13 protein-coding genes and 1 other annotated feature are annotated in these 16,089 nt (G+C 52.3%); of the genes, 12 read left to right on the top strand and 1 reads right to left on the bottom strand.

Annotated features, from left to right (window positions below; all coding sequences use genetic code 11):
- Window positions 1–7: 7 nt before the first annotated feature.
- From WMO29_RS03400 to WMO29_RS03375, 6 genes are all read left to right on the top strand, one after another.
- Window positions 8–1,441: an MBOAT family O-acyltransferase gene (locus tag WMO29_RS03400; RefSeq protein WP_178038767.1), complete on the top strand. Its 1,434-nt coding sequence runs from the start codon at window positions 8–10 to the stop codon at window positions 1,439–1,441.
- A gap of 93 nt (window positions 1,442–1,534) precedes the next feature.
- Window positions 1,535–2,470, top strand: coding sequence for a hypothetical protein (locus WMO29_RS03395; protein WP_349163769.1), 936 nt, complete (start codon window positions 1,535–1,537; stop codon window positions 2,468–2,470).
- Window positions 2,471–2,551: 81 nt separating this feature from the next.
- Window positions 2,552–3,712: an acyltransferase family protein gene (locus tag WMO29_RS03390; RefSeq protein WP_349163768.1), complete on the top strand. Its 1,161-nt coding sequence runs from the start codon at window positions 2,552–2,554 to the stop codon at window positions 3,710–3,712.
- A gap of 5 nt (window positions 3,713–3,717) precedes the next feature.
- On the top strand, window positions 3,718–4,635 hold the full coding sequence (locus tag WMO29_RS03385; protein WP_178038770.1) for an acyltransferase family protein: 918 nt from the start codon (window positions 3,718–3,720) through the stop codon (window positions 4,633–4,635).
- Between the two features lie 185 nt (window positions 4,636–4,820).
- Window positions 4,821–5,882 (top strand): pyridoxal phosphate-dependent aminotransferase, encoded by a 1,062-nt coding sequence (locus WMO29_RS03380; RefSeq protein WP_349163767.1) that lies wholly within the window; start codon window positions 4,821–4,823, stop codon window positions 5,880–5,882.
- An 18-nt stretch (window positions 5,883–5,900) separates the two neighbouring features.
- A complete protein-coding gene (locus tag WMO29_RS03375) occupies window positions 5,901–7,202 on the top strand; it encodes a Gfo/Idh/MocA family oxidoreductase (protein ID WP_349163766.1) in 1,302 nt (433 codons plus the stop codon).
- A 54-nt stretch (window positions 7,203–7,256) separates the two neighbouring features.
- Here WMO29_RS03375 and WMO29_RS03370 read toward each other — a convergent pair whose 3' ends face one another.
- A complete protein-coding gene (locus tag WMO29_RS03370) occupies window positions 7,257–8,414 on the bottom strand; it encodes a CDP-glycerol glycerophosphotransferase family protein (protein WP_349163765.1) in 1,158 nt (385 codons plus the stop codon).
- Between the two features lie 216 nt (window positions 8,415–8,630).
- Here WMO29_RS03370 and rho point away from each other — a divergent pair, with 216 nt between their 5' ends.
- From rho to prfA, 6 genes are all read left to right on the top strand, one after another.
- A complete protein-coding gene (gene rho / locus WMO29_RS03365) occupies window positions 8,631–10,160 on the top strand; it encodes a transcription termination factor Rho (RefSeq protein WP_349163764.1) in 1,530 nt (509 codons plus the stop codon).
- Between the two features lie 92 nt (window positions 10,161–10,252).
- Window positions 10,253–10,547: a binding site (T-box leader), on the top strand.
- A gap of 224 nt (window positions 10,548–10,771) precedes the next feature.
- Window positions 10,772–12,472 carry a carbon starvation CstA family protein gene (locus WMO29_RS03360; RefSeq protein WP_349163763.1) on the top strand — a complete coding sequence of 567 codons (1,701 nt, stop codon included), beginning with the start codon at window positions 10,772–10,774 and terminating at the stop codon, window positions 12,470–12,472.
- Window positions 12,473–12,781: 309 nt separating this feature from the next.
- Window positions 12,782–12,985 (top strand): 50S ribosomal protein L31, encoded by a 204-nt coding sequence (gene rpmE / locus WMO29_RS03355; RefSeq protein ID WP_178038777.1) that lies wholly within the window; start codon window positions 12,782–12,784, stop codon window positions 12,983–12,985.
- Window positions 12,986–13,077: 92 nt separating this feature from the next.
- Window positions 13,078–14,160, top strand: coding sequence for a DUF1385 domain-containing protein (locus tag WMO29_RS03350; protein ID WP_349163762.1), 1,083 nt, complete (start codon window positions 13,078–13,080; stop codon window positions 14,158–14,160).
- Window positions 14,157–14,987, top strand: coding sequence for a peptide chain release factor N(5)-glutamine methyltransferase (gene prmC, locus WMO29_RS03345; protein ID WP_349163761.1), 831 nt, complete (start codon window positions 14,157–14,159; stop codon window positions 14,985–14,987). The genes WMO29_RS03350 and prmC overlap by 4 nt, the downstream gene beginning before the upstream one ends.
- Window positions 14,988–15,008: 21 nt before the next feature.
- The gene (gene prfA / locus WMO29_RS03340; RefSeq protein WP_178038780.1) at window positions 15,009–16,085 is read left to right on the top strand and encodes a peptide chain release factor 1; all 1,077 of its coding nucleotides are present in this window, start codon (window positions 15,009–15,011) and stop codon (window positions 16,083–16,085) included.
- Window positions 16,086–16,089: the final 4 nt, after the last annotated feature.

The raw sequence follows: 16,089 nt of genomic DNA, 5'->3' as shown, positions 1-16,089 counted from the left end.
GAATAGAATGGTTTCAAATATTATGTTGACCCTGGCATTTTTAGTTGGCGTGGCGGCAGTCTACTACCTGGTTCCAAGGCGGTTCCGGCAGTGGCTGCTGCTTCTGGCAAGCATGCTTTTCTATGTGAGTGCCGGTCCGTGGATGCTGGTATTGTCCGGCGGAAGCGCACTCTGGAGCTTCTATGCCGGGGCAAAAATCGAACAGGCGGAGACGAAAGAAAAAAAGAAGGTCTGGCTGTGGGCGGGAATTCTGCCGATACTGGGCGTTCTTTTTGTGTATAAATATTTCAATTTTTTTGTGGGTTCGGTGGCGGCACTGCTGGCACTGGCGGGACTGGGCGGAAGCGCGCCGGTTCTAAGTCTGGCGGTGCCAATGGGGATCTCCTATTATACCTTTAAAATGATAAGCTTTTTGGCGGATATTTATCTGGGAAAACGGGGTGCGGAGCGCGGCCTGGAGGGCTGCGGCGCTTATCTGACGTACATCCTGTTTTTTCCGCAGATTCTGTCGGGACCGATTGAGCGGTCGGAGCATTTTATCGAACAGCTTCATGAGGGACCCACATACCATGCGGAGCTGTTTTCCGTGGGACTTCAGCGAATAGTGCTGGGACTGTTTAAGAAAATCGTAATTGCGAACCGGCTGGCGGGGTACGTGGACGCGGTCTTTGGCGCGCCGGAGAGTTATCCGGGACTGGCCTGTGTGATGGCGGCGTTCTTTTATTCATTCCAGCTGTACTGCGATTTTTCGGGGTACTCAGATATCGCCATCGGTATGGCAAATGTGCTGGGAATTGACAGCGGTCAAAACTTTGACTGTCCCTATTTTTCCCGGGGCATCAAGGAGTTCTGGAGCCGGTGGCATATTTCCCTGTCCGGCTGGCTTAAGGATTATATCTACATTCCGTTGGGCGGCAACCGGGTAAGCCCTGTGCGCCACCGGCTAAATGTGCTGGCGACCTTTCTGGTCAGCGGTCTCTGGCACGGAGCGAACTGGAGCTTTGTGATCTGGGGCGGGATGCATGGCCTGTGGAATATCATAAGCACAAAGAAAGAGGAGAGCGTGCCTCTGGCGCGCAGGGTGCTTGAGACACTGATTACCTTCTGCGGCGTAACCTTAGCCTGGGTCTTCTTCCGGGCTGAGAGCTTCGGAAAGGCACTGGGGTTCCTCACGCATGCAGTTACCTGCTTTTCCCTGTCCTATGTGGACATCCAGAATTCTATTCTGCCCTTCACCGGGGATAATACCTGCGCCGCCTATTTCCTGACTGCCTGTGGCTTTCTGTTCCTGTTATTCCTCTATGAGAGAGGGCAGGTGTATGGGAAGAAGGAGAAGCGCGAGGGCATGGTGCTGAGTAGTGCGTGGCTGGCCGTGATGCTGGTGAGCGTGGTGCTGTTCGGAGTGTTCGGGGCGTCGGGATTTTTGTACGCGAATTTCTAATAGAGAATTGAAAAATAGATAGGAAAGTATCTGTCCACCTTTTTATAATTGAAAAGTGGATAAATTTTATAGGATAAGTGAGAATATTTATTTATGAAACGAGTATTAAAGACCGTGGCAGTTGCCTTCATAATAGCGCTGATCCTGATTTTAATTAAAAATGAATACGCCCGCTGTCTTCCGGCATCTACCTACGGCATGCAGGCAGCCATCCGGAAAGAACGTGTGGATAACCTCTTCATCGGTTCGTCCATGTTCCGGCAGGGCCTGGATATCGATGTGCTGGAGGCGGAGCTTCCCGGCAGCAGCTACATCCTGTCTTATAATGGCAACCAGCCGGCGCTGATGGCCCTGGAGCTGCAGTATATGCTGGAGCAGGGGCTGCAGGTAAAAAATCTGTACATCGATCTGTATCCCTACACAGCGGCAGCCGATCCCTGGATCAGCGACACCAAGATTTTGCTGGACACAGATCTGAAGTTCAAGGCAAAGGCCTGGCGGCTGATGAGAAACAGCACCGACGTGAGCTTCGGGGACTTCTATGAGTTCTTTGTGACGGCCAACAACGAGCAGCTTCTGACCTATCCTCTGAACAATAAGATTGTGTCGTCCCAGTTCCGGGACGGCGGCAGTCTGATTCGCCAGCAGGGCAGGACAAGAGAAGAGCTCTATGCTCTGGGAACCCTGGGAAGCCGGGACGGCGTGAACCGCACCCAGGCCGAGGGCTATGGAAAAATCGTGGAGCTGGCAGAAGACTATGGCCTGAACCTCTGGTTTCTGGAGACGCCCAAGTATGAGCGGATGTATGCGGATGAGGATTATCAGAAGTTATACGCGGAGGCTCTTTCTATCGTGCAGGAGCTGCAAAGTGGGTGGACCGGAGAGGGCAGCTTTGCGATTCTCTGCGGGGAGGAGCTGGATTTTGATATTTCGGAAGCTGGAGGTTATCAGGATTTGATTCACCTGTCGGCGGAGGGACGCGAGAGCTATACAGCCTTACTCTGTGAGAAATTAAAAGCGACAGAATAAAAATTATCAAATGATAGAAGCGAAGTTATGTAAACTAAAATTACCGCAGGGCATTGGCGGAGACAGAATGGAGGAAGCAGCTTGAAAAAACTGGACTATATCGACGGACTGAAAGGAATCGGCGCGCTGATGGTATTTTTCTGCCATTTTGTCTTCGCCTTTTATTACGCGGCCTACAGCCTGACCGGAGATGCAGTGAACACCAATTCCGGCATCGAGATTACCATCGGCAAAACGCCTCTGAATCTGCTCTACAGCGGGAATTCGGCGGTCTGCTTATTTCTGGTGTTCAGCGGCTTCGTGCTCTGCCTGTCCTATTTTCACACAAGGGATAAAGGACGGCTGAAGTCCGCGGCCTGGAAGCGTTATTTCCGGCTGATGCCGATGATTTTGATGATCAATACCGTGATCTTTGTCCTGATGAGCCTGGGATGCTATCGCAACGACGAGGCGGCCATCCTGACCAAATCGACGGTGTGGTTCGCGGGCTTTAATCAGTTTCAGCCGAACTTCCTGCAGATGCTGGGCGAGAGCCTGGCCGGCTGCTTTCTGTTCGGCACCAACAATTATAACGGCGTCCTCTGGACCATCCCTTACCTGTTCTCCGGCGCGCTGGTGGTCTATCTGGCGGCTTATCTGGTGGGGGAGAATCCGTTTCGGTATGTGGTTTATCTGGTGATGCTGCTGGCAGCGGTGAAGACCGACATTTACTTTGCGGGTATCTTCCTGGGCTTCGCGGCGTCAGACTTTTTCTGCACCCGGCAGAAGGGCATGGAGCTGTGGCGGCGGTTCTGGCTTCTGCCGCTTGGCAGCTTTGTACTGGGCGTGTACCTGCTGTCCTATCCGTCCATCGGTTCGGACATGAGCGGCACGATTTACGGCATATTGCCATCGGCCTATACAACCCTTTATCACCTGGCGGGCGCGGCGCTGTTGCTGGCAGGCGTACTGGGACTGCCGGGACTGCAGAGGTTCTTCGGGGCAAAGCCCTTCCGGTTCTTAGGTAAGGTGTCATATTCCCTGTATCTGCTGCATTTCCCGGTGATTGCGACCTTTTCCTGCTGGCTGTTCTTAAGCCTTTACGGGAAAATGAGCTACGGGCTGCTGACAGCTTTAGATTTTGTCTGCACGCTGGCGCTGGTGCTGATACTCTCGGCGCTTAGCCGGAAATATCTGGAGCCGGTGAGCGGGCGGCTGACCGCCGGAATTTCGAAGACATTTGCAGACAGGAAGAAGGAGTGATGGAAATGGAGAAAAAACGAATCGCATGGCTGGATGCGGTCAAGGCCGTCGGAATCCTGGTGGTGCTGCTGGTACACACGGGGCGCTCCTTCGGGCCGGTAAGCTTCTACGGCGGCATGTTCTATATGCCCATCTTTTTCATCACGGCGGGCATGACCTTTTCCTATAAGCCGGAGGAGAGCTTTGGAGCTTTTGTAAAGAAAAAAGCGAAACGTCTGCTGCTTCCCTATTTCGGTTACAACCTGTTTCTGTTTGTGTTTTTCTTTTTGCGGGGAAATGCGGACGGGCAGACCCTGCTTGGCATCCTCTATTCCCGCAACTGTCTGATGCCCATGGATTCCGCCACAAATGTATATTTTATGCAGATTCTGAACGCGCCCACCTGGTTTCTGACCTGCATGTTTGTGAGCTATATCCTGTTCTGGATTCTGATGCGGGCAGCGAAGGGTGATTCCCGAAAGGCCTTTGTGGGAAACGGAATTTATCTGCTGATAGCCATTGGCCTTCATTACGCGTGTCCTGTACTGCTGCCTTGGAGCATCGACTGTGCCTTTTATGCTGTGACTTTCCTGATCATCGGCAAGCTGGCGGCGGTGCAGGACTGGGTCGGAAAGCTTTTGAAAAAGCCGTTTTATCTGTTCCTGGTGGCCGCAGCCTTTGTGCTTGCAGCCCGCTGGAATGGAAGCGTCAATATGTCCGTGGGGGATTATGGACGGAGCATGGCCCTGTATCTCTTCGTGGGAACGGCTGGCTCGCTGATTGTGATGTCTCTGTGCAGCGCCCTGTATGAGACGAAGCATACGAAGTGGCTGCAGAGACCGCTGGAATGCATCGGACGGCATACACTGCCAATTTTGTGTCTGCACCTGTTTGTATATTCCGTCATTGGAATGGTGTTTGGTATGCTTGGCATCACGATGTAAATGAATGGATTTCCGGAACTCAGATTGAGAATTATAACTAAGAATTTCGGCAGAATCCTGACTTGTGTATTTAATCCATATGCAGTAAGATGAAGATATAGAAATGAAAAAAGGAAAATATTTACAATACATTTTTGCTAAGCTCTGCTTACCAACCACAGCAGCAGAGAGACAGGAGGTATCTTATGAACTACCACGTAAATGAATATATAAAAAACACCGTCCGGGTCTTCCCCATGCAGAACCGCTACGGCATGCACCGCTATGATATGAATGAGAACCCGGAAGGACTGCCGAAGGAATTTGTGGATTCCGTGCTGAAGGAGATTACGCCGGAATTCCTTGCGATCTATCCGGAGCCGGACCGGTTCCTGCATAAATACGCGAAATTCATCGGCGCGGAGTATGAAAATGTCCTGACCACCAACGGCTCCGATATGGCCATCCGCTATCTTTTGGAGACCTTCGGCGAGGTGGGCAAGGAGGTCGTGACTGTGGATCCGTCCTTCGAGATGTATTGGGTCAACTGCTGTATCCTGGGCTATAAGCATGTGCCGGTGGCCTACGAGCCGGATCTGACCATCAAAATTGAAAACATTCTGAATGCGATCCATGACAATACCCGCATCGTGGTGCTGCTGAATCCCAACAACCCGGTGGGAAATGTGTATACCGAGGAAGAGCTTCAGCAGGTTATCGCGCGGGCGAAAGAGGTGGGCGCTATCGTTATTATCGACGAGGCGTATCATTATTTTTATCCGAACACCTTCATCGAACATGCCCTGAAGGATGAAAACGTGGTGGTGCTGCGTACCTTCTCCAAGCTGTTCTCCATCGCGGCCTGCCGTCTGGGCGTCATCATCAGCAATCCGGAGATCATTCATTATGTAAAGAATGCCCGACTGACCTTTGACGCCAATTCCATTGCCCTGCTGTTCGCAGAGCGGATTCTCGATCACCCAGAGATGGTGGACGAGCTGATTCGCATCGAGAAGGAGGGCAAGGCCTATACGCTGGAGGAGCTTCAGAAGAAGGGCTACGAGTGCCGCGACTGCCGCGGAAACTTCATTTTCATAAAGCCTCATCACAACGCGAAGGAGATAAGCGAGCGGTTGGAAGAGGAGAAGCAGGTGCTGGTTCATCCTTACGGAAATGAGCTTCTGAAGGATTATCTGCGCGTGTCGGTGGGCTCAAAAAAAGCCATGCAGATATTCCTGGACGCGTTTTTCCAGGTGGATGCGGACTAAGGTTGCAGGGGGATTTTTATGACGAAAGTTATCACATACGGAACCTATGATTTGCTGCATTACGGCCATATCCGCCTGCTGGAACGGGCAAAGGCGCTGGGCGATTACCTGATTGTGGGCGTGACCGCCGAGGATTTCGACAAGACCCGGGGTAAGATCAATGTGCAGCAGTCCCTGATGGAGCGCATCGAGGGCGTGCGGGCCACCGGCCTGGCGGACGAAATTATCATCGAGGAGTACGAGGGTCAGAAAATTGACGATATTCGCCGCTATCATGTGGATATCTTTGCCATCGGTTCCGATTGGCGTGGAAAATTTGATTATCTGAATGAATATTGTAAAGTGGTTTACCTTGACAGAACGGAGGGCGTGTCCAGTACGCAGCTTCGGTCGGAGAAGCACGCCATCCGTCTGGGACTGGTGGGGGATGCTTCGGACCTTCAGAAGTTCCGGAAGGAGAGCGGCTATGTAAACGGCGCAGTAATTTCCGGCGTCTGCGGGGATGACCGGAATGAATTTCGGAAGCTTCTGGAGAAGTCGGACGCCATGTATATCCTGTCACACCCGGACGTGCATTATCAGCAGATCCGGGCGGTCCTGGAGGCCGGGAAGCATGTGCTCTGCGAGTCGCCCATCGCGCTTTCTGTGCGGGAGTGCGAGGAGCTGTTCGCCCTGGCGAAGGAGAAAAAGTGCGTGCTGATGGAGGCCATCAAGACCGCTTATTCGACCGCTTATTACCGGTTACTTTTGCTGGCTAAGAGTGGTCGTATCGGAAAGGTGGTTTCGGTGGACGCCGCCTGCACCCGCCTGGAGGACGAGGCGAACGTCTACCCGGGCCAGTTCAACCGCAGCTGGGGAAGTCTCTGCGACTGGGGACCCACGGCGCTGCTGCCGGTGTTCCAGCTTCTGGGCACCGACTATGCAGAGAAGCAGATCATCACCCACTATGCGGACGAGGCGAAGGCCTATGACGCATTTTCCAGAGTGAATTTCGTATACTCGGACGCCATGGCCTCCATCCAGGTAGGCAAGGGCATCAAGTCCGAGGGCGATCTGGTGGTTTCCGGCACGGAAGGATACATCTACGTCCCGGCTCCCTGGTGGAAGACCGACTACTTCGAGATTCGCTACGAAAATCCCGCCAACAACAAGCGCTACTTCTACCAGCTGGACGGCGAGGGCATCCGCTACGAGATCGTGGCCTTCCTGAAATCCATCGAGGATGGCCGGGATAATTCCTATGTAGGCCGGGGAGTGTCGAAGGCGATAGCGGGGGTTGTGGAAGATTTTTATCGGAAAAAAGATGTGCGGGAAATCTGACAGATAAAAACAGGAAAGCGGCTGCATCCTTCTGGATATGGCCGCTTTCCCGCGTTAGACATTCATTTTTTCAAGAATCAGATCCACCACCGCTTTCGACGCATGTCCGTCATCATAAAATCCCAGCATATCGCAGAATTCCTTACACCTCTTCTGATAATCCTTCTCATCAAAATGCTCGATCTGCTCCATGAGCTGTTCATTTGTGAGCGCCAGTGTAAAGGGCAGCTCCTCCAGCTGGAAATAATAGTCCTTGGTGCGCTTCATTTCCTCGTAATCCTCGGCGTAGAGGAAGCCGGGCTTGCCGATCATGGGGAAGTCGAAGGCGCAGCCGGAGTAGTCGCTGATGATGATATCGGAGGCCACCAAGAGCTCCTGCATATTCTCGTAGGGGCTGGCGTTCAGAATGCGGTCTGTATAGGTCAGCGGGTAGTCTTTATAGCTGACATTGGGATGCATCCGTACCAGAACGGCCCAGCTGCCGCCAAAGCGTTTCTCAAGCGTGGACAGGAGCTGGCTGTAGTCCAGGTTGTACATATCGGTCTTGCGGCTGTCCCGGTAGGTGGGGGCGTAGAGGGCCAGCTTCGTGCCTTCAGGCAGGCCGAAATGCTGATGCACCTTTCGGATATAGGGCGCGGGATCTTCAAAATAAATGTCATTTTTCGGGATGCCCTTTTCCAGAATCGGACCATCATACCAGAAGGCTTCCCGGTAGGATTCGCTCTCCCAGCGGCAGCAGGCCAGCAGAAGATCCATGTTTTTCGAGTCTATTTTCGCGTAGGCTACATACTCCTTGGAGAGGGCTTCTTCGCAGTCCTTTTCCACTTTTTTAAGGCCCAATCCTCCGTGCCAGGTCTGGATATAGAACTGGCCGGGCCGCTTTTTGAAATAATAGAGCTTTCTCGTATCATCGATCCAGGTGCCCGCTGTGGCCATATGCCAGGCAAAAGCGGCTGTATTGGGCCGAACAGGTGTAAGGCCTTGGGGCAGATCGTAGTTCGAGGCAGATACCCAGTAAAGCTTCCAGCCAAGGTTTCGTTTTAAGAATTCCTGGGCGATAAACTTGGGGTTATCGCCGTAGCCGCCGCCGTTGAAATTGCTGAAGACCACCTTTTTACGATCCAGGGGAAAATGTATGAAAATATTCCAGCAGATTTTCATCATCAGCCGGTGTGCCCACAGATAAACGGGCAAAATCAGTTTTTTTATCACAATAGACACCATCCTGTTTTAATTTCTCTTATTTTATCATTAGTTTGGCGGATTGTGAAGTAAAAATAGAATTGCAAACAGGAAGAAAATAGGATATAATAAATTCAAAATTTCGATCCGTCCTGTATCCGGGCGGGATTCCCAATGAGAAAGAATGCAGAAGTTTGCGTATTTTAAATTACAGAGTTGACAGGCGTAGAATGAGGAGGACAGGGAATGACCAGAGAACAGTATGAATCATTGCCGCTGGCTGAGCTGAAAGGTATTGCGAAAACCAGAGGAATGAAAGGAACGTCCACATTGAAAAAAAGCGATCTGATTACGCGGATGCTGGAGAAGGACGAGGAAGTGAGCCGGCAGGAGCAGATTGCCCAGACGGAGAAGTTCCAGAAAGAACGGCAGGAGCGCTATGAGCAGCGTCAGGAGCAGAGAGAGCAGCGGGAACGTGCGGAACGCACAGAACGAACAGAACGCACAGAACGGCCAACACGTTATGAGCGTCCGGAACGGAATGAGCGCTACGAACAGCGCACCTACGAGCGCCCCTCCTATGACCGCAGTGCAGCGCCACAGACCCAGACCACGGTTCAGCCCCAGCAGGAGCAGTCCACCAATCTGGATAGCGGCCAGGTAGCCAACGGTATTCTGGAGGTGCTGGCAGACGGCTACGGCTTTATCCGAAGCGACAACTATCTGCCGGGTGAAAACGACATTTACATCAATCCGGCCCTGATCCGCAGATATAACCTGAAGACAGGCGATATCCTCTGCGGGAACATAAAAGTCCGCTCCCAGACCGAGAAGTTCGCGGCGCTTCTGTACTTAAAGACTGTCAACGGACTGCGCCCTGAGGAGGCGGCCAGAAGACGGAATTTCGAGGATCTGACTCCGATTTTTCCGAATCGGCGGATCCATCTGGAGCGCCCGGGCGGAAGCACCGCCATGCGGATCGTCGATCTGATTTCTCCCATCGGAAAGGGACAGAGAGGCATGATCGTGTCCCCGCCCAAGGCTGGTAAAACCACTCTTCTGAAGGATGTGGCCAAGTCCGTGACCCGGAACCATCCGGACATGCAGCTGTTGATTTTGCTGATTGACGAGCGCCCTGAGGAGGTTACGGATATCAAAGAAGCTATCGAGGGGCCGAATGTGGAGGTGATTCATTCCACCTTCGACGAGCTGCCGGAGCACCATAAGAGAGTAGCGGAGATGGTCATCGAGCGCGCGAAGCGTCTGGTGGAGAGCGGCAAGGACGTGGTCATCCTGCTGGACAGCATCACCCGTCTTGCCCGGGCCTACAATCTGACGGTTCCGCCCAGTGGCCGTACCCTGTCCGGCGGTCTTGATCCGGCGGCTCTGCATATGCCCAAGCGCTTTTTCGGCGCTGCCCGCAATATGCGCGAGGGCGGCAGCCTGACGATTCTGGCCACAGCACTGGTAGAAACCGGAAGCAAGATGGACGACGTCATTTATGAGGAATTCAAGGGAACCGGTAACATGGAGCTGGTGCTGAACCGGAAGCTGCAGGAGAAGCGCGTATTCCCGGCCATCGATATTCCAAAGTCCGGCACCCGTCGGGAGGATCTGCTTCTGACAGCTGAGGAGCTGGAGGCCATGGATATTATCCGGAAAGGCCTGAACGGCCTGAAGCCGGAGGAGGCTGTGGAGAATATCCTGAACATGTTCGCCCGTACCAAGAACAACGCGGAATTCGTGCAGACCGTGAAAAAGAACAAATTTATCTAAAATGTGTATTGAAAAAAGTACAACCTTTTTTCAAATCCCCCTCTTGACTTTTGAAAAAAGAGGACTATAATGCAAGCATACTGTTTCATAAGTCAAATGCAATGAACAGGACAAGGATTTTTTTCAGAATGCTTTTCAGAGAGTTCCCGGTCGGTGTGAGGGAACAGGCAGGAAAAAGATTCATCCCCTGCAAGCAGTTCAGATGAAAATGTCACAAGAAGTAGTCGGAACCGGAAGCCCGCCGTTATCGGGGCACATGTTCAATCGGGAAGCAGCCGGGATACAAAAGAGACCGGACAGAGCCGAGGATATGACTGAGAGGCTGACAGCGATCGAGTCAGCAAGAGAAGTGGTAACGCGGAGGATTTGAAAGCCTTCGTCTTCTTCAGAGTAATCTGAGAAGGCGGAGGCTTTTTTGTATAACAGGAAATTCCGATGGAATTCCCTGCTATACAAAAAACAGGATCGCACTGCGGCGGAGAGGTAGTATGTCGCTAAGGCGACCCGCCGCAGGCGGAGAATCCTGCTTTGCAGGATTCTATTTGAATTTGATAATGAGACAGGCAAAACCAAAGACGTAAACATAAAAGACATCGAGGAGGAGTAACATTATGAACACGCTTGTTATCGTAGTAATCGCAGCAGTATGCCTGCTGGCCGGCTACACCTTATATGGCCGCTGGCTGGCGAATAAATGGGGCATCGATCCGAAGGCTAAGACCCCGGCTGTACTCAAAGAGGATGGTCAGGATTATGTACCCACCAACGGCTGGGTGGTATTTGCCCATCAGTTTTCATCCATCGCGGGCGCAGGCCCTGTGACCGGAGCTATTCAGGCGGCGGCCTTTGGCTGGCTTCCGGTATTGCTCTGGATTCTCATCGGCGGCATTTTCTTCGGAGCCGTCACAGATTTCGGAGCCCTGTATGCCAGTGTCAAGAACGAAGGAAAATCCATGGGACTGCTGATTGAGAAATATATCGGCAAGACCGGACGGAAGCTGTTCCTGCTGTTCTGCTGGCTGTTTACCCTGATTGTCATTGCGGCCTTCGCCGACATGGTAGCCGGAACCTTCAATGCCTACACGGTTACCGAAGAGGGCACAACGGTCCTTGCGGAGCTTGCAGATGTAAATGGCGCAGCCGGAAGCATTTCCCTGTTCTTCATGGGCTTTGCGGTAGTATTCGGACTGCTTCAGAAGAAGTTTAACCTGGACGGCTGGAAAGAGGTTGTTTTAGGACTGCTGTTCACCTTCGCGTCCCTGGCTCTCGGCATGAATATGCCGCTGATAGCAGGTAAGAGCACCTGGCTGTATGTGACCTTTGCTTATATTTTCCTGGCATCTGTATTACCTATGTGGCTGATGAAGCAGCCCCGTGATTATATGACCACCTTCATGTTCGTGGGCATGATTCTCGGCGCGGTAGCAGGACTTCTGGTGGCTCATCCGAATATGAACCTGCCGGTCTATACCGGTTTCCAGAATGAGAAGCTTGGTAACCTGTTCCCGATTCTGTTCGTTACCGTAGCCTGCGGTGCGGTATCCGGTTTCCACAGCCTGGTATCCTCCGGAACCTCATCCAAGACCATTGAAAATGAGAAGGATATGGTAAAGGTTGGTTACGGCGCCATGGTTCTGGAAAGCCTTCTGGCTGTTCTGGCTCTCTGTGTGGCAGGCGCTGCAGCATCCGCAGACGGAACCGCGGCGGTGGGAACTCCGTTCCAGATTTTCTCTAACGGCGTAGCCGGATTCCTGGAGATGTTCGGTCTGCCGGTTTATATCGCCCAGTGCTTTATGACCATGTGCGTATCCGCCCTGGCGCTCACCAGTCTGGACGCTGTAGCCCGTATTGGACGTATGTCCTTCCAGGAGCTGTTCAGCGTAGACGATATGGAGCATGCGGAAGGCTGGAGAAAGCTGCTCTGCAATAAGTACTTCTCCACCGTAGTTACCCTGCTGATTGGTTACCTCCTGACTCAGATCGGCTATGCGAATATCTGGCCGCTGTTCGGAAGCGCAAATCAGCTCTTAAGTGCACTGGTACTGATTACCCTCTGCGTATTCCTGAAGGTGACAGGCCGTGAGAACCGGACCCTGTTCCCGCCCCTTATCGTGATGCTTTGTGTAACATTTACGGCACTGGTACAGAGAGCTATCGCCATGGTAAAGGCATTTTCAGCAGGAACCGGCGTATTCATGGTAGAGGGACTGCAGCTTGTGCTGGCAATTCTGCTGATGCTGTTGGGTGTGATTATTGTATACACTTCGGGCAAGGAGCTTTTTAATAAGAAGAAAGGCACCGAGGCAGCTTAAAAACTAGAGAATCTTCTATATAGAAGGAACAGACAGAATCCTGCGGACGGACAGAGAATAAGTGTCAGTCCGCAGGATTTTCCTGTTACAAAGTATTTATTTTCAAAAATATAATTTTCCGGCTTGTAATCCGCCCGAGCCTGTGCTATAATCTAGAAGCTGTTGTATGTGCAAAGACGTGTGCGTTCAGCTCAACTGCAGGGACTTGCAGGGATAGCCCGGGGTAGCTTGCTGCGGAAACATCGGAACAGCATTGGCCGGGAAACAGCAACCAGAAGTTCACAAAATAAATTTGAAGAGGTGAAAATCATGAAGGAAGGAATCCATCCGGAGTATTATCAGGCAACCGTAACCTGCAACTGCGGCAACACATTCGTAACAGGTTCTACAAAGAAGGACATCCACGTAGAAATCTGCTCCAAGTGCCACTCATTCTACACAGGTCAGCAGAAGGCTGCTGCAGCTCGTGGACGTATTGATAAATTCAATCGTAAGTACGGTATTACAAAATAATAGCAATAAGTGTGAGCACGGGGTGAGGTTGGAAGATCTCATCCCGTTTTGCATACAATAGGAAATGCCTATATATGGAGGAAAAAGTACACATGAGTACGACAAGATATTCAGGAATCGGCGGACAGGCGGTTCTGGAAGGCATTATGATGAAAAATCAGGATGTCTATTCCGTGGGTGTGCGAAAGCCGGACGGAGAGATCGAGGTGCATTTGAGTACCTATGAGGGCATCGGTAATAAAAGGCTGAAGCGGCTTCCCATCGTGCGGGGCGTTATCAGCTTCGTGGATTCCCTGGTGCTGGGCATGAAATGCCTGACCTTTTCTGCCAGCTTTTACGACGAGGAAGAGACCCAGCCGTCCAAAGCGGATCAGTTGATAGATAAGCTGTTTGGCGAGAAAGCTGAGAAGGTAGTCATGGATCTGACTGTGGCATTTTCCATTGTCATGGCTGTAGCGATCTTCATGGTTCTGCCTTATTTCGCAGCGGCGCTGCTTCGCAGGGTCATCGTATCCGATACCCTGCTCGCGCTGATCGAGGGAGGCATTCGTCTGTTGCTTTTTATCGGTTATATTCTGCTAATCTCCCGGATGAAGGATATTCAGCGGGTGTTCCAGTATCACGGCGCGGAGCACAAATGCATCAACTGCGTGGAACACGGACTGGAGCTCAATGTGGAAAATGTGCGCGGCAGCTCCAAGGAGCATAAGCGCTGTGGAACCAGTTTTATGCTGATTGTTATGATTGTCAGCATCATTTTCTTCATCTTTATCCGTGTGGAATCCCCGATTCTCCGCGTGGTATTCCGTATCGCGCTGGTGCCGGTGATCGCGGGCGTGTCCTATGAATTCATCCGTTTGGCCGGAAGAAGCGAGAATAAGCTGGTACTGGCGTTAAGCCGTCCCGGTATGTGGATGCAGGGACTGACCACCAGAGAGCCGGACGACGATATGATCGAGGTGGCTATCGCCGCTGTGGAAGCGGTCTTTGACTGGAGAACCTGGCAGGGCAGAGAGCCGCTGGAGAAAGAAGCTGAGACAGTAGACGAGGCGGAAGAAGCACAGCTTCAGGCCGGTGACATGGAAGAGCTCCTGGAAGAGGATGAGGAAGCATCCGCAGAGACCTTTGACGGGGAGCCGAAAGAAGTGGAAGAGGTTCTGGAGGAAAAGGCATGACGCTCCGGGAGGCCTGGAACCTTGGTAAGAAAAGACTAACCGCAGCAGAGGTACCGGATGCGGATCTCGACGCCTGGTATCTACTGGAATGGTGTACGGGCGTGAGCCGCAGTCATTATCTGGCGTATCCGGACGAAATCATTTCCCATGATCAGGAGGAGCAGTACCGGGCGTCGCTTGTAAAGCGGGAACGGCGGATTCCCCTGCAGCAGATTACCGGCGAGCAGGAATTTATGGGGCTTTCCTTCTATGTAAATGAGCATGTGCTGATTCCCAGACAGGACACGGAGATTCTGGTGGAGGAGACAGCGAAGTTTCTGAGGGACGGGATGCAGTTTCTGGATTTGTGTACCGGATCCGGCTGTATTCTCCTGAGTCTGCTGCATCTAAAACCCGGCGTGGAAGGTACAGGCGTGGATTTATCGCCGGAAGCCCTGAAGGTGGCTGAGAAAAACCGGGAGCGGCTGGGAGCGAAAGCAGCGCTTATTCAAAGCGATTTATTTGATAAGATAGAGAGCGCCTTTGATGTAATCGTGTCCAATCCCCCTTATATAAAAAGGGCGGAGATCGAAACCCTGATGGATGAGGTGCGGCTCCACGAGCCCTATATGGCGTTGGATGGACATGAGGACGGACTGTATTTTTACCGGAAAATAGCCGAAGAAGCGCCGAAGTACTTACGGGCGGGCGGCGGTCTTTTCCTGGAAATCGGCTGCGATCAGGGAGCGTGTGTGGCAGAGCTTCTGCGTCAGCAGGGCTTCGCAGATGTAAAGGTAGTAAAGGACCTGGCCGGACTTGACCGGGTCGTGGAAGGTTTTAATAGATAAGATTTTAATGGAGGAACAAGCATGTTTGACAAGTTGGATGACCTGCTTCTGCGTTACGAGGATATCATGAACGAGCTGAATGAGCCGAACGTGGTCAGTGATCAGGAGCGTTTCCGGAAGCTGATGAAGGAGCAGAGTGATCTGCAGCCTATCGTCGATGCTTATAAGGAATACAAAAAGTGTAAAGAGACTGTGGAAGAGAGTCTTATGATGCTGGAAGAAGAGAACGATGAGGAAATGCGCGAGATGCTCAAAGAGGAGCTGAACGAAGCGAAGGCCCGCATCGAGGAGCTGGAGCACACCCTGAAGATTCTGCTTCTGCCGAAAGACCCCAACGATGACAAGAACGTTATTGTGGAGATCCGCGCGGGCGCAGGCGGAGACGAGGCTGCCCTGTTCGCGGCTGAGATTTACCGTATGTATGTGCATTACGCAGAGAGCCGCCGCTGGAAGGTAGAGCTGATGGAAGCCGACGAGATCGGCATCGGCGGTATGAAGAGCGTGACCTTCATGATCAACGGTCAGGGCGCGTACTCTGTGATGAAATACGAGTCCGGCGTACACCGGGTACAGCGTGTACCGGAGACCGAGTCCGGCGGAAGAATTCACACGTCCACCATTACCGTGGCCGTGATGCCGGAGGCAGAGGAAGTGGATGTGCAGATCGACGAGAAGGATATCCGTATTGACGTCATGCGTGCGTCCGGTAACGGCGGACAGTGTGTCAACACCACTGACTCCGCGGTACGTCTTACCCATTACCCCACAGGAATCGTGGTATACAGCCAGACCGAGAAGTCTCAGCTGCAGAATAAGGCGAAGGCGTTCGCTTTGCTTCGTGCCAAGCTGTACGATATCGAGTGCCAGAAGGCCCACGACGCGGAGGCAGAGGCCAGAAGAAGCCAGATCGGTACCGGAGATCGTTCTGAGAAGATTCGTACCTATAACTTCCCCCAGGGCCGCGTGACCGATCACCGGATCGGACTGACCCTGTACAAGCTGGATAAGATCATGAACGGAGATATCCAGGAGATTATCGACGCCTGCATCGCAGCCGACCAGGCAGCAAAGCTGGCGAAGATGAATGAGGAATCGTAATTAT

The organism is Laedolimicola intestinihominis (assembly GCF_040096155.1).
Lineage (GTDB): Bacteria > Bacillota > Clostridia > Lachnospirales > Lachnospiraceae > Laedolimicola > Laedolimicola intestinihominis.
The sequence above is the reverse complement of the archived record's forward strand: the minus strand, read 5'-3'. Positions and strand labels throughout refer to the sequence as shown.

Excerpts from the sequence above, each read along its gene's own strand:
- WMO29_RS03400 (WP_178038767.1), top strand. The coding sequence starts at position 8 with ATGGTTTCAAATATTATGTTGACCCTGGCATTTTTAGTTGGCGTGGCG.
- WMO29_RS03395 (WP_349163769.1), top strand. The coding sequence starts at position 1,535 with ATGAAACGAGTATTAAAGACCGTGGCAGTTGCCTTCATAATAGCGCTG.
- WMO29_RS03385 (WP_178038770.1), top strand. The coding sequence starts at position 3,718 with ATGGAGAAAAAACGAATCGCATGGCTGGATGCGGTCAAGGCCGTCGGA.
- WMO29_RS03380 (WP_349163767.1), top strand. The coding sequence starts at position 4,821 with ATGAACTACCACGTAAATGAATATATAAAAAACACCGTCCGGGTCTTC.
- WMO29_RS03375 (WP_349163766.1), top strand. The coding sequence starts at position 5,901 with ATGACGAAAGTTATCACATACGGAACCTATGATTTGCTGCATTACGGC.
- rho (WP_349163764.1), top strand. The coding sequence starts at position 8,631 with ATGACCAGAGAACAGTATGAATCATTGCCGCTGGCTGAGCTGAAAGGT.
- WMO29_RS03360 (WP_349163763.1), top strand. The coding sequence starts at position 10,772 with ATGAACACGCTTGTTATCGTAGTAATCGCAGCAGTATGCCTGCTGGCC.
- rpmE (WP_178038777.1), top strand. The coding sequence starts at position 12,782 with ATGAAGGAAGGAATCCATCCGGAGTATTATCAGGCAACCGTAACCTGC.
- WMO29_RS03350 (WP_349163762.1), top strand. The coding sequence starts at position 13,078 with ATGAGTACGACAAGATATTCAGGAATCGGCGGACAGGCGGTTCTGGAA.
- prmC (WP_349163761.1), top strand. The coding sequence starts at position 14,157 with ATGACGCTCCGGGAGGCCTGGAACCTTGGTAAGAAAAGACTAACCGCA.
- prfA (WP_178038780.1), top strand. The coding sequence starts at position 15,009 with ATGTTTGACAAGTTGGATGACCTGCTTCTGCGTTACGAGGATATCATG.